Raw genomic sequence first — 13,126 nt, 5'->3', positions numbered from 1 at the left:
GATGCAAGATGCCTTCACCACCGCGCAGGATTTGTTGCTCAAGCCCTACGGACTCGACGAGGCCGCGCTGGAGCGCACGCTGGCGCACATGCGCAGCCACGCCGTCGACTATGCCGATCTGTATTTCCAGTACACCCGCAACGAGGGCTGGCATCTGGAAGAGGGCATCGTCAAGTCCGGCAGCTTCAGCATCGACCAGGGCGTCGGCGTGCGCGCCGTCTCGGGCGAGAAGACCGCCTTCGCCTACTCCGACGCGATCAACGCCGAGGCGCTGACCCGCGCCGCCGAGGCGGTGCGCGCGATAGGCCGGGCCGGCGGCGACGGCTCGGTCGGCGCGGTCGAGCGGCGCAAGGCGAAATCCTTGTATCCGTCGATAGACCCGTGCCACAGCCTGGAGGCGGCCGCCAAGGTGGCGCTGCTGGAAAAGGTGGAAAAGCTGGCCAAGGCGATGGATCCGCGCGTGATCCAGGTGATGGCCGGCCTCGCCTCGGAATACGACGTGGTCTACGTGGCGCGCCATGACGGCGTGCGCGCCGCCGACGTGCGGCCGCTGGTGCGGATGTCGGTGATGGTGATCGCCGAGCAGAACGGCCGGCGCGAGCAGGGCTCGTCCGGCGGCGGCGGCCGCTTCGACCTCGCCTATTTCGACGAGGCGGTGGTGGAGCGTTATGTGCGCGAGGCGGTGAAGCAGGCGCTGGTGAATCTGGAATCGCGTCCGGCGCCGGCCGGCCAGATGACGGTGGTGCTGGCGCCGGGCTGGCCCGGCGTGCTGCTGCACGAGGCGATAGGCCACGGCCTGGAGGGCGATTTCAACCGCAAGGGCACCTCGGCCTTCTCCGGCCGCGTCGGCGAGCGGGTGGCGGCCAGTGGCGTCACCGTCGTCGACGACGGCGTGATGGGCGGCCGCCGCGGCGCGCTGGCGATAGACGACGAGGGCAATCCGACGCAGCGCACGGTGCTGATCGAGGACGGCATTCTCAAGGGCTATATGCAGGACGCGATGAATTCGAGGCTGATGGGCGTCGAGTCCACCGGCAACGGCCGGCGCGAATCGTACGCCAGCATCCCGATGCCGCGGATGACCAACACCTATATGCTGGCCGGCGAGCGCGATCCGCAGGAAATCATCGCCTCGGTCAAGGACGGCCTGTACGCGGTCAATTTCGGCGGCGGCCAGGTCGACATCACCAGCGGCAAGTTCGTGTTCTCGGCCTCCGAGGCCTGGCGGATCGAAAACGGCAAGCTCAGCTATCCGGTCAAGGGCGCCACGCTGATAGGCAGCGGCCCGGAAGTGCTGAACTACGTGTCCATGGTCGGCAACGACCTGGCGCTGGACCAGGGCGTCGGCGTCTGCGGCAAGGAAGGGCAGAGCGTGCCGGTGGGCGTCGGCCAGCCGACGCTGCGGATAGACGGCGGCCTGACCGTCGGCGGCACCGGCGCCTGATCATTCGTCCAACAAGGCCGGGCATGCGCCCGGCCTTTTTCATGCCGCCATCGCCGGATGCGCTGCGCCTCCCGCGCCATGCCCATGCCGAAGCCGGCGCCCCGCGGTAGGCGCCGCCGCCGGCGCTTTCTGCGCGCCCGGTTCCGGGACGCGCATCTCGAATCCCCCTCCGCCCAGATAGCAGCCTGGCCCGCGCCGCGCCGTCCGCGATCGTTGGCAGCCCAGCCGCGCGCGACGCGGAAGAAGGCGGCACGGGCTGTTCTTAAAGCCAGGCGGGGCGGGCAGGGCCCCGCAGAATCTGATCCTGATCAATTCCGCAATGATCATGTCATTTTACTTTGATCCGCGGTCCGGCAGCAGGCGGACCGGAGCTGTGCACATCAAAACAACAGACTGGAATTGGAAAATGAACAAGATCAGCAAAATCCGCGTCGCCAGCGTGCTGGCATTGGCCTGGACCTCGTTTGCCGGCGCGGCCACGATCACGCCGCCGGGCGCCGGCGGCGCGCCCATCCCGTTTTCGGCGGTGGGGCCGGCCACCGTCAGCAAGGGCGGCGTCGACGTAGACTGCAACGCGGTGTTCAGCGGCACCGTCGACGGCGCCGGCAACATCCTGATCACCAGCGCCTCGTTCAAGGGCATACCGGTGTGCCGTATGATCAAGGCCAGCGCCACCGTGGCGGCGCCGTGGGTCGGACGCGTGACCGCGCTCAATCAATTGGCGATAACCGGCGTGACGGTCAACGTCAACACGCCCATCCTCGGCGGTCAGTGCGGGCCCAGTCAGGTGGCGGGACAGATCAGCGACAACGGCGTCGACGCCACCGTCATCGGCCTGGCCGGCGCGCCGCTGGCCGGGGGCTGCTCGATCTCGGCCAATCTGACCACCACGCCGTATATGCATGTGACGCCCTGAGCGGCGTCGCGCTCAGCCGCCCGGCGGCGCGCCGCCGGGCGCGATATCGTCTTCGGCCCGCCACCAGCGCCGGGAGGCGCGCAGCGTATAGGCGCGCCGATAGGCGGTCGGCGTCAGGCCTGTCTGGCGGCGGAACAGCCGACGGAACGATCCGGCATCCTCGTAGCCGCATTGCTCGACGATGGCGGGCAGGTCCATCGTGGTGATCTCCAGCAACAGCTTGGCGCGCTCGATGCGCAAGCGGTGCAGGTAGTCCAGCGGCGTCATGTCCGCCACCTCGCGGAAATGGCGCAGCAGCGTGCGGGTGCTGACCGCGGCGGCCTCGGCCACTTTTTCCAGACTGTACGGCTCGGTCACATGCCCTTCCAGCCAGCGGCGTGCCTTGAACACCGCGCTGTCGCGGGTCGGCGTGCTCAGCAGTTCCAGCGTCTGGGCCGATTGCTCGAAGCGCGCCGGCCGATACAGCAGGCCGCTGGTGCAGCTGTCGGCCAGTTCGTCCCCGGCGAAATGGCGCACCAGTTCCAGCGTCAGCTCGGCGGCCGAGGCCGGCGCGCCGCTGCAGAACACATTGCCGTCCACCGTCACCGGCCTGTCCATCAGCAGCCGCGTCTTCGGATGGTTCTGCGAGAACCAGCCGGCGATCAGCCAGGTGATGGTGGCGTTGCGGCCGTCCAGCACGCCGGCGCGCGCCAAGAGCGCGGCGCCGTTGTAATTGGTGGCGATCAGGTCGCCGGCTTCATGGCGGCGGGCAATCAGCCGCTGCGCCTGGGCATGGCGGTCCAACTGCTGCTTCAAGTGGGGCACGCTGTGCATGTCCAGGCCGGGGACCAGCAGCGCCGAGCGGCCGGCCGGCATGTCGCGGCCGTCGGACGGCGGCAGCCACGGCGGCTGAGGCAGCGGGGCGCCGTCGGCGCCAAGCAGGCGCCAGCCGAACAGCGGCGTTTTCTGCCGGGGGTGGCGCAGATGCCACAGTTTGTTGGCGGCGCGCAGCACGTCTATGGCCGAAAACAGCGTGCCGCCGAGGCAATCGGGCAGGTAAAGCAGGTCTATGCAGGCGTTCATCAGGGGTCTGCCTTGGCGATATCCGCTTTAACCTTGGCGAAACCGGCCGACAAATGCAAGTTCAATGGCATTTTATGTATTTCAATATCATGACAATATTGATTCGGCTGTCTTGACCTCCGTCTGGCCGGCAGCGGATTTCCATTGGCGAAAACGGCCCGCCGAATGGCCGTCCTCCCCCCTCTGCGCAGCGACTGTCCGTTCCTAGACTGGGATCAGGGCGGGGTCGACTCCGTCGGCCCAATCCCGACGCCCATCACACCCTATGGAAACGGAGACCAGACATGGCCCAGCTGCCAGGCATCATTCCCGCTATCGAAAGGCACGAGGCGGAGTTCATCGCGATCCGCCACGCCATCCACAGCCATCCCGAACTGGGCTTCGAGGAGGAGGCCACCAGCCGGCTGGTCGCCGAATCGCTCAGCGGCTGGGGCTATCAGGTCGCCACCGGCCTGGGCGGCACCGGCGTGGTCGGACAGCTGCGTTGCGGCAGCGGCGCGCGCCGACTGGGCATACGCGCCGACATGGACGCGTTGCCGATACAGGAGGAGACCGGTCTGCCTTACGCCAGCAAGCTGCCGGGCAAGATGCACGCTTGCGGCCATGACGGCCATACCGCCATCCTGCTGGCGGCCGCGCGCCATCTGGCCGAGACCCGTCGCTTCGACGGCACGCTGAACCTGATTTTCCAGCCGGCCGAGGAGGGGCAGGGCGGCGCCGCGGGGATGATGGCCGACGGCTTGTTCGAACGCTTTCCGTGCGACGCGGTGTTCGCGCTGCACAACGGCCCGACGCTGCCGGCCGGCAGCTTCGTCGTGCAGCCGGGCGTGCTGGCGGCCTCGGTCGACGTCGTTTCCATCACGCTGACCGGCAAGGGCGGCCACGGCGGCATGCCGCATACCTGCGTCGATCCGGTGGTGGCGATGGCGTCCATCATCATGGCCCTGCAGACCATAGTCTCGCGCAATCTTTCGCCGGACCAGCCTGCGGTGGTGACGGTGGGGGCGGCGCATGCCGGCGAGGCCTGCAATGTGATTCCGGACCGCGCGCGGCTGGAGCTGACGGTACGCGCCTACAGCCCGGCGGTGCAGCGGCAGATAGAGGGCCGGCTGCGCGAGCTGGTCGGTCTGCAGGCGCAAAGCTACGGCGTGACGGCCGAGATCGACTGGCAGCCGGTGTCGCGGGTGCTGGTGAACACGCCGGAGGAGACGAGGATCGCGCGCGAGGTGGCCGAGGCCATGGTCGGGCCGCAGGGCATCGTGTCGTTGCCGGCCGGCGCGATGGGCGGGGACGACTTCTCCTGGATGCTGGAGAAGGTGCCGGGCTGCTACGTGGTGCTGGGCAACGGCGTCGGCAGCCGGGGCGGCTGCATGATCCACAACCCCGCTTACGACTTCAACGACGAGATCCTGAGCGTCGGCGCCAGTTACTGGGCGAGGCTGGCCGAAGCCTATCTGAAATAGCCGCCCGCTCGCGGCGCGCATGGCGGCGGTTGGCGGCGCCGCGACCAGAACAATGAACAATGGAGAGACATGCCGATGAAGCGGATACCGTCGTGTGGGCCGCTGCTGCTGCTATTGCTGGCCGGCAACGGGCAGGCCAGCGAGATCACGGTCGGCACGCTGCCGTCCGGTCTGGGCGAGGGCAGCCAGTTCGATTTGGGCGCGGTGCGGCTGGAGGCCAAGGGGGCGATGGCGATCGGCGGCGTCTACCGGACCGGCAGTCCCGATCCGGCGCTGACCGGTCACGCCAATCAGATGGACACCTTGAACGACGGCGATCTGAATTACCGGCGCGGCGCGCTGGTGTCGGAGGCGTGGCAGGGCTATCTGCAGGGCGATTTCCGCTACCGCGACGCCGGCGTGTTCGTCAGCGCCAAGGCCTGGTACGACTACGGCCTGATCCACGGCTCGGTGGAGCATGGCCATTCTCCGAACGGCTACGCGCCGGGCGCGCCGCTGAACGACGCGCGCTTCACCCGGCTGGACCGCTTCAGCGGCGCGGTGGTGGACGACGCCTATCTGTACGGCCGCTATCGCCTGGGGCAGTCGTCCTTGCTGCTGAGACTGGGGCAGCAGGTGATACCGTGGGTGACGCCGACCACCATTCTCGGCGGCATCCAGCAGGTCAACGCGATGGACTTCAACGTGCTGGGCCGCGCCGGCGCGATACCGGACATGGCCAGCGTGCCGGCGCCGGCCTTCTACGCCAGGCTGGAGGCCACGGCTAAGCTGACGCTGGACGGCTATTACCAGTTCCAGTTCGAGCCCAACGCCTATCCGTCCTGCGGCACCTTCTATTCCGGCAGCGACTACGCCCAGCCCGGCTGCGACAAGCTGACGCTGAACGGCAGCCTGCTGAGCATCCTGGGCCGCCGCAACATCGTCACCGGCGATGGGCAGTCCATCGCCAACCCGCTCGACTTTATCCGGCGTGCGCCGGACGACAAACCCTACGGCGGCGAATTCGGTTTCAGCGCCAGCTATCTGTTCGACGGCATCGGCCAGTTCGGCTTGTTCTATTCCAATCAGACCAGCCAGCTGAGCTTCAATCAGATGCTGCGCACCGGTCCCGGCGTGTTGCTGCCGGCCGCCGCCAATCTGGGGCTGGCGCAGCCGACCGGCGTCGCCGGCCAGTTCCGGCGCAGTTATCCGGACCATATCCATATGTTCGGCGTCAATTTCCGGACCAGGCTGCCGGGCGGTACCGGCATCTACAGCGAATTCAGCTACCGGCCCGATCAGCCGGTGGCCTGGAACGGCGCCGACTTCCTGTACGGCGTGCTGACCGGCACCGGGCCGCTGGGCTATCTGGCGCATACGCCGACAGGCTATCTGGCGAGCGGCTACGACACCTTCCGTAGCAGCCAGCTGACGCTGGGCGCCGCCCGGCCGCTGGGGCGGATGTTCGGCGGCGACGCCAAATTGTCGGGCGAGGTCGGCGCCAAGTATCTGGCCGGCTTGCCGGACCCGTACCGGATGCGCTACGGCCGGGTCGGCTACGGACCGGCGCCCAGCCAGGCCACGCCGTCCTGTAGCAGCACCGGGCCGAGCTGCGCGCTGGACGGTTTCATCACGCCCTTGTCCTGGGGCGCGCGGACCAAGCTGGAGGTGCGTTACGCGGCGGCGCAGCCGGGTCTGGACCTGATGCCGTCGCTGGCCTTCGGCTACGACATCAGCGGCTATTCCCACGACGGTCAGTTCATGGAGGGGAGGCGCAGCCTGCTGTGGCGGCTGCAGGGCGAGTACCGCAAGCGCTATGTGTTCGAGCTGCTGTACCTGGACACCCGCGGCGGCGCCTACAACACGCTGGCCGACCGCAGCCTGGCGATGATCAGCGCCGGGATGAAGTTCTGACGCAGCGGCGAGACAGGCCGATGGCATGGCGTTGCCGTTCCGGGCGAAGGCTCAGTACAAATACTAGCGTGGGCATTTAGCAATTATCGACCGGATATTCCGCACTATTACCAAGATATCTAGTGCGTGATTGCTGCAAATCGCTTGTCGCTTCCGGCCGGCGGCATCCAATCACCGGAGGAGCGCGGCAATGGACAGCAGGCCAGGCCAGGCGGGCCTTCCCGCCAATATCTTCAAGACCGGCGGCCGGATACGGCTGATAGACCGCGAGCGGCTGTTCGGTCATGGCGCGCTGACCATCTGGCTGACCGGCCTGAGCGGCGCCGGCAAGTCCACCATCGCCTACGAGCTGGAGTCCAGGCTGGTCGGCGGCGGCTTCTCCGCCGTGGTGCTGGACGGCGACAATCTGCGCCACGGCCTGAACCGCAACCTCGGCTTTTCCGCCGCCGAGCGTCAGGAGAACATCCGCCGCGTGGCCGAAGTGGCGCGGCTGATGAACGACGCCGGCCTGATCGTCGTCTGCGCCTGCATCTCGCCGCTTCGCAGCGACCGCGAGATGGCGCGGACCATAGTCGGCGAACGCCGTTTCGCCGAAGTCTACGTCAGCACCTCGCTTGCGGTGTGCGAGCAGCGCGACTGCAAGGGACTGTACGCCAAGGCCAGGGCCGGCGAGATCAATCATTTCACCGGCGTCTCCGCGCCGTACGAGGCGCCGTCGCACCCGGCGCTGGCGCTGGATACCGGCGCGCTGCGGCTGGACGAATCCGTCGACAGGCTGTTCCACATGGTGCTGCACTGTTGCAGCCCCGCGGCGACAGCGGAAAGGGACGACTATGAGTATCAGATCTGACGCCGACCGGCCGCTGCCGGTGCTGATGATTCCGCTGCGCCGCTGCGGCAGCCACGCGCTGAGGCTGAGGCTGAACTTCAGCCGGCAGTTCTATTCGCCGTACCCGCTGCACATCGTCGACTTCATGCCGCTGCTACCCTTGTACGGCGATCTGGCCGACGATCGCAACTACTTCCAGTTGGTGGTGGACCTGGTGGGCCTGCAGGCGGCCAGCATGGTGAAGTGGCCGGACCTCGCCTTCGATCCGGTGGAGTTGTTCGAGGCGCTGGCCGACCAGCCGCGCAGCCCGCACCGGGTGGTGTGGGAGATGCTGCTGCGCGGCGCCGAGCGGCAGGGCGCCGCGGTGGCGATGGACAAGTCGCTGGACTGTGTCCACTACGCCGAAGAGCTGCTGGGCCTGCTGCCGCGTATGCGCTTCCTCAATGTGGTGCGCGATCCGCGGGCCCAGGTGTCGTCGATCAACCGCGCCATCATCCACGACTTCGACACCGTGCTCAACGTCCGCACCTGGCTGGCCGCCTACCAGGCCGCCGACCGTCTGCTGGCCAAGCATCCGGACAAGGTGCTGACGATACGCTACGAGGATTTCCTGGCCGATCAACAGACCGTGTTGCGGCAGATCTGCGATTTCTTCGGCATAGATTTCCTGCCGCAGATGCTGGACATCCGCAACTCGCCCGAGGCGGCGCAGATTTCGCAGCTGTCGGCGTTGTGGTCGTCCAACCATTTCCCGCCCATCGTCGCCAATGCCGACAAATTCAAGCAGCAGCTGTCGCTGCGCGAGATCGAGATCATCGAGACCGCCTGCCGCGACTATATGCAGCGCTATGGCTACACGCTGTTGACGCCGGCCCGGCTGCCGTTGGGCGACGAGCTGGCGGAGCAGGCCGAAAAGCGTTCGGAACGCGCGCGCGCGCAGGCCTGGGACGATTTGAGGCAGCGCAATTATCGCGACTACATCCTGCGCCGGCATCGCGCCGACTACCTGGCCGGCCTGAGGCAAAGGCTGCAGAGGGACGCTGCGGCCCGCGCCGCCGAAGCGAACGCGGCGCTGGCGGACGAACGGCACTGAGCGGCGCCTGTCGCATTCGAGGCCGTCCCCGAGGGGGCGGCTGTTTTTTTTGTTGGCAAGTCGGCGAGATCATGGTTAAAATGTTTGATAAGATGTATATTTTATCGAACTAATTAAATCTGAGATCCGCCAATGTCACTGATGAAGTTGAACGATCACGAGGTGGACCGCGCGCTGCGCGACACCATGGGCGAGTCGGGCAATCTGCGCTACGACTCGCGCCGCAAGACGCTGATCATTCTCGGCCTGGCGGCGGCCTGCCTGCTGGAAGCGGTGGCCTTGGCGGCGCTGGCGCGCAAGGAGGCGCCGCCGCCGCATTTCTTCGCGGTGACGCCGGACGGCCGGCAGTACCAGCTGATATCGAGCGGCACGCCGGTGATGAACGAGCAGCAGGCAGGGCAGTGGCTCAGCTACGCGCTGTCGCAGATCCTGAATTACAACTGGACCGAGCTCGATCCGCACTTCGCCGACGCCGCCAGCAAGTATTTCACCGAGGACTCCTGGCTCAATTTCAAGAACGAGCTGAACGAGGCCGGGACCTTCCAGTCGGTGCAGAACAACGAGCTGATCAGCAATATGAAGCTGACCAGCTCTCCGATCCTGGTCCACAAGGGCCAGCAGGCCGGCGTCGACGCGTGGGAGTTCGAGGCCAAGGGCACGCTGAGCTATCTGAACCGCACGCAGCGCTCGGACAATCAGATGAAGTTCCGCGTCGTCGTGGGCCTGGTGCAGGTGGGCGGAACCCGGGATTTCCGCATCCTGGCCCTTTACATGTCGAAGGATAGGGTGTGAGCGCGATGAAGACAGGCATGGCGGCCGGCCTGCTGCTGGCCGGCGCATGGGTCACGGCGGCGGCGGCCGGGCAGGCCGCCGACGGGCAGTTCTATACCGGCAGCGCCGGCGATCCGAGGCTGGCGATGCAGTCGGCCGCGCCGCAGGCAGCCTCTCGGGCGCCCGCCCGCGACCCGTTGCAGCGGGCCATGGAGGCCGATCCGGTGTTCGGCTCGGTGATGAAGGAGGCGGTGCCGTTCGATCCGGGCCAGATCCGCATGTATCGCCGCCAGGTGGACAAGGTGGAGCGGCTGAAGGATTCGCCGCCGGTGTCCGGCGAACAACGGACGATACCGGTGCGGCCGGGCCGCACCGTCGATCTGACGGTGGCGGTCGGCTATCCGCTGACCGTGCGTCTGACCGACGTCGCCGGCCAGCCATTGAAGATATCGGGCAGCGTGCCCGGCATGTCCTTCCTGACCGTGCATCCGATTCCAGGCGACGGAGGCGGCGGCGGCGGCGGCGCGTCCCAGGCGGCCGCACTGGCCGGAGTTGGCGCGCCGGCCGCGACGGCGCCTTCGGGCGGAGAGGCGAAGGACGCGATCGTCATCGACTCCTCCGGCTCCGGCACCACGTCGCTGACGGTGTTCGCCGCCGGTTCCTTCCGCCCCATCGTGGTGCGGGTGAAGTCCATCTATCCGAAGGGCGGCGAGAAGGCCGACTTCGCCGCCGACCTGCGGCTGACCTGGATGGGCGGCGACGCGCTGAACCGCGGCGACGAGTACCAGTCCCCGTTGTCCGGTCCGTTGATGGCGGTGCTGAAGGAGACCGTCGGCGAGGAGATGCAGACGGTGCCGCACAACGGCGGCGACGCGATCAAGGTGTGGCGCCGGCTGTCGGACAGCCGGGTCTTCGTCAAGGTGCGGCCCGGCGTGACCTTGCTGTCGCCGCGCAATTTCCGGACCAGCACCCGGGACGACGACGGCGGCTCGGCGTATGAGTTCGACTACCGTCCGTCGTCTATGGTGGCGGGCATGGGCGGCGGCGCCCGCGCGATCGTGATCCGGTGGGGAAACTATGAGCAATAAACCCGATATGGTCGATTTCGGCAAACAGCCCAAGGGCGCCGGCGTCGACGCCAGCAAGAAGCGCCTTGCGGTTTTCGGCGTCGCGGCCATCGCCTTTTTCGCGGCGATGCTGATCTACAAGAAAGTCACCGCGCCTAAGGAGGCGCCGCAGGACCAGATGGCGCTGGCCAGCACGCCGGAGAAGATGAAGGACACCGGTTCGGTGGACGCCGGCACGCTGGCCCAGGCGGACAATCACAACCAGCCGGCGCTGTACGGCACCGCCGACGCGCTGCTGAACACCCAGCAGGCAGGGCGCGAGAAGAACGCCATCGCCAGCGGCGGCGCCTATGTCGCCGAGGTCGGGGCGCTGAACGAGCGCAGTCCCGATCCGGCGTCGCAGCCGCAGGGTCAGGGCGGCGGTCTGCCCCCGGTGCCGCAGGGCGGCGCGCTGGCCTCGGCATTGGACGCCGCCTCGGTGCAGAAGCAGGGCGCCTGGCTGCAGAAGTTCCAGCGCATGGCCGGCCGCGGCGACGCACCGGCGCAGGATAGAAAGCTGATCAACTGGTACGGCGCCGGCGCGGCTCAGCCGGTCGCCCTGCGCGCGACCGACGGCGGAGGCGACGGCGGTCGCGGCCAGTACAAGGGCGGCAAGGTCGCCTTCATGGGCGAGCGGGTCGCCGCGGTGACCTTGAACGAAACTTCGTCCTATCAGCAGGGCACGACGGTGATGGTCCGCATCGTCGAGGACGGCGGCAAGCGCGACGCCCAGTTGTTCGGCACCTATAGCGAGGGCTACGACGCCCTGGTGGTGAAGCTGAGCAAGATGCGGCTGGCGGACGGCAGGGTGGTGCCGGTCGACGCGGTGCTGGTGGACAAGGACACCAATTCCCAGGCGGTGGCCAGCGCGGTCAAGGGCCATTATCTGGACCGCTTCGGCATGATCGCGGCCGGTGCCTTTCTCGGCAGCTACGCCACCGCGCTGACCAGTGGCGGCGAGACCACGGTGGTGAACGGCGGCGCCGTCACCACGGTGCCCAAGATAGACCAGCCGGCCAAGTTCGCGCTGGGCAAGACGGTGGAGGCGGTTTCCCAGGTGGCGGCGGCCGGCGCCGCGCGGTTCAACAAATCGGAGGTGATTCTGAACAGGAGCGAACTGGTGGGCGTGCTGTTTCTGGACGATGCGTTTGCGGGAGGGTCGTGATGTTTGATCAGACCTTGTTGTCGGGCGATGCGATGACCGCCGGCAATGCGATACGGCAGGTGGTGTACGCGCTCAGCCAGTTGCTCGGCCTGGCGGCGATGGGACGGGCGGGCTGGACGATGTACAAGAGCGGCGACGCCCGCTTCACCCAGGCCGGCGACGGCTGGAAGATCTTCGTGCTGTTTCTGTCGGGGATATTTCTTTACTACATGGAAGATGTCTGGGATCTGGTCAGGAATACCTTTCCGGGCATGTCCTGAATCTGTCTGTCTTTAAAAAAATCAGGGAGTGGAACGATGTTCAAAAGCAAGAATCGCGGAATGATGCTGATGGTGGGCATGCTGGCGCTGTTCGCCGCGGAGGCGGCGCTGGCCGCCAGCGGCACCGGCGGCTCGGCGACCGCCGCCATCAACAGCTCGGGCAAGAGTCTGACCGATACCGCCAATCAGGCCAAGGACCTGATCACCACGTTCAAGGATGTGGTGGCGATGGGCCTGCAACTGGTCGGCGTGATGTGCATGGGCTTCTCCGGCTGGAACATCTATGTGTCCGGCAAGCCGGGACGCGAGGACCGCGGCCATATGAAGACCGCGCTGTTTGCGGGTCTGGGCGGCGTGATCGCCTACTTCGCGCCGGACTGGATCGGCATGGGCGGCAAGACGCTGATGTGAGTCCATCGGCACGGAAGCAACCCGCCATCGGCGGGTTTTTTTATGTTTTCACTGCCGTTCTTCCGTGTATAATGTTTGTTATAGTATATATTTTATAAAACATTTAAATGCTACAGCCTCAGATCTACCGCAACCGCGACTATCCGGGCGGCGTGGACGGAGTGCATGCCGTCAGCCGCCATCCGCCACATGGCTTCCTCAGCTCGCTGTTCGAGTACAACCGCCATTGCTGCAAGTTCTGCGGCTACCGGAGCCGCGAGTTCATGGAGGCCGAGCCGCTCGACGACGACTATGGTAACGAGGCGCCGGACAACTGGCTGGTGTTGTGCCACTACTGCCGCGCCACCCAGCATGTCGGGGCCGCGCTGCGCGCCGGCGCGTTCTGGGGCGTGGAGAAGGGGCGCTCGCAAGAGGCCCTGAACCGGCTGTGCCGCGCCTGGCCCTGGCTGGGCTCGGGCGGGCCGGATTGCCACCTCGAGCAGCATTTCGAGCAGTCGGCGCGCCTGATGGAGAGCTATATGGGCGGCCGCGGCACGGTGGACAACCTGGCCACCTTCCTGAGGGTGCTGGCGAAGAGCCGGGAGGACTCGTACGAGGACACCGTCAAGCTGCTGACCCGTAACGGCCTGCGGCTGATCTTCCCGCCGTCGTACCGGCCGCTCGGCATAGACGAGTTGCGCCGCCACGACAGGGCGAGGGCGGAACAATGACGA

At 67.0% G+C, this 13,126-nt stretch carries 13 protein-coding genes; 12 read left to right on the top strand and 1 reads right to left on the bottom strand.

The window, feature by feature from the left end; translation table 11 throughout:
- The first annotated feature begins 1 nt into the window (after position 1).
- Together tldD and WNM05_RS14335 are read left to right on the top strand one after the other, a co-directional pair.
- Positions 2 to 1,444, top strand: a complete 1,443-nt coding sequence (gene tldD / locus WNM05_RS14340) for a metalloprotease TldD (protein WP_434627855.1) — start codon at positions 2 to 4, stop codon at positions 1,442 to 1,444.
- A gap of 406 nt (positions 1,445 to 1,850) precedes the next feature.
- The gene (locus tag WNM05_RS14335) at positions 1,851 to 2,360 is read left to right on the top strand and encodes a hypothetical protein (protein WP_434627852.1); all 510 of its coding nucleotides are present in this window, start codon (positions 1,851 to 1,853) and stop codon (positions 2,358 to 2,360) included.
- A 12-nt stretch (positions 2,361 to 2,372) separates the two neighbouring features.
- On the opposite strand, the gene WNM05_RS14330 is transcribed toward WNM05_RS14335, so the two are convergent.
- Positions 2,373 to 3,422, bottom strand: coding sequence for a GlxA family transcriptional regulator (locus WNM05_RS14330; RefSeq protein WP_434627850.1), 1,050 nt, complete (start codon positions 3,420 to 3,422; stop codon positions 2,373 to 2,375).
- A gap of 284 nt (positions 3,423 to 3,706) precedes the next feature.
- On the opposite strand from WNM05_RS14330, the gene WNM05_RS14325 reads away from it, so the two are divergent.
- The 10 genes from WNM05_RS14325 to WNM05_RS14280 all read left to right on the top strand — a co-directional run bounded on the left by WNM05_RS14325 (position 3,707) and on the right by WNM05_RS14280 (position 13,123).
- Positions 3,707 to 4,885 (top strand): M20 aminoacylase family protein, encoded by a 1,179-nt coding sequence (locus WNM05_RS14325; protein WP_434627848.1) that lies wholly within the window; start codon positions 3,707 to 3,709, stop codon positions 4,883 to 4,885.
- A gap of 75 nt (positions 4,886 to 4,960) precedes the next feature.
- Positions 4,961 to 6,778: a DUF1302 domain-containing protein gene (locus WNM05_RS14320; protein WP_434627846.1), complete on the top strand. Its 1,818-nt coding sequence runs from the start codon at positions 4,961 to 4,963 to the stop codon at positions 6,776 to 6,778.
- Between the two features lie 190 nt (positions 6,779 to 6,968).
- A complete protein-coding gene (gene cysC, locus WNM05_RS14315) occupies positions 6,969 to 7,628 on the top strand; it encodes an adenylyl-sulfate kinase (RefSeq protein WP_434627843.1) in 660 nt (219 codons plus the stop codon).
- Positions 7,612 to 8,700: a sulfotransferase family protein gene (locus tag WNM05_RS14310; protein ID WP_434627840.1), complete on the top strand. Its 1,089-nt coding sequence runs from the start codon at positions 7,612 to 7,614 to the stop codon at positions 8,698 to 8,700. The genes cysC and WNM05_RS14310 overlap by 17 nt, the downstream gene beginning before the upstream one ends.
- A 132-nt stretch (positions 8,701 to 8,832) precedes the next feature.
- The gene (locus tag WNM05_RS14305) at positions 8,833 to 9,492 is read left to right on the top strand and encodes a DotI/IcmL family type IV secretion protein (RefSeq protein ID WP_434627837.1); all 660 of its coding nucleotides are present in this window, start codon (positions 8,833 to 8,835) and stop codon (positions 9,490 to 9,492) included.
- Between the two features lie 5 nt (positions 9,493 to 9,497).
- On the top strand, positions 9,498 to 10,559 hold the full coding sequence (locus tag WNM05_RS14300) for a DotH/IcmK family type IV secretion protein (protein ID WP_434635152.1): 1,062 nt from the start codon (positions 9,498 to 9,500) through the stop codon (positions 10,557 to 10,559).
- Positions 10,549 to 11,742 carry a hypothetical protein gene (locus WNM05_RS14295; RefSeq protein WP_434627834.1) on the top strand — a complete coding sequence of 398 codons (1,194 nt, stop codon included), beginning with the start codon at positions 10,549 to 10,551 and terminating at the stop codon, positions 11,740 to 11,742. Before WNM05_RS14300 ends, WNM05_RS14295 begins: the two co-directional genes overlap by 11 nt.
- Entirely contained in the window at positions 11,742 to 12,002 is a 261-nt protein-coding gene (locus WNM05_RS14290) for a hypothetical protein (protein ID WP_434627831.1), read from the top strand. Before WNM05_RS14295 ends, WNM05_RS14290 begins: the two co-directional genes overlap by 1 nt.
- Positions 12,003 to 12,038: 36 nt before the next feature.
- Entirely contained in the window at positions 12,039 to 12,413 is a 375-nt protein-coding gene (locus WNM05_RS14285; protein ID WP_434627828.1) for a hypothetical protein, read from the top strand.
- A gap of 107 nt (positions 12,414 to 12,520) precedes the next feature.
- On the top strand, positions 12,521 to 13,123 hold the full coding sequence (locus WNM05_RS14280) for a hypothetical protein (RefSeq protein WP_434627826.1): 603 nt from the start codon (positions 12,521 to 12,523) through the stop codon (positions 13,121 to 13,123).
- Positions 13,124 to 13,126: the final 3 nt, after the last annotated feature.

The sequence above is a fragment of the Chromobacterium sp. CV08 genome (assembly GCF_051129845.1).
Taxonomy (GTDB): domain Bacteria; phylum Pseudomonadota; class Gammaproteobacteria; order Burkholderiales; family Chromobacteriaceae; genus Chromobacterium.
The sequence above is the reverse complement of the archived record's forward strand: the minus strand, read 5'-3'. Positions and strand labels throughout refer to the sequence as shown.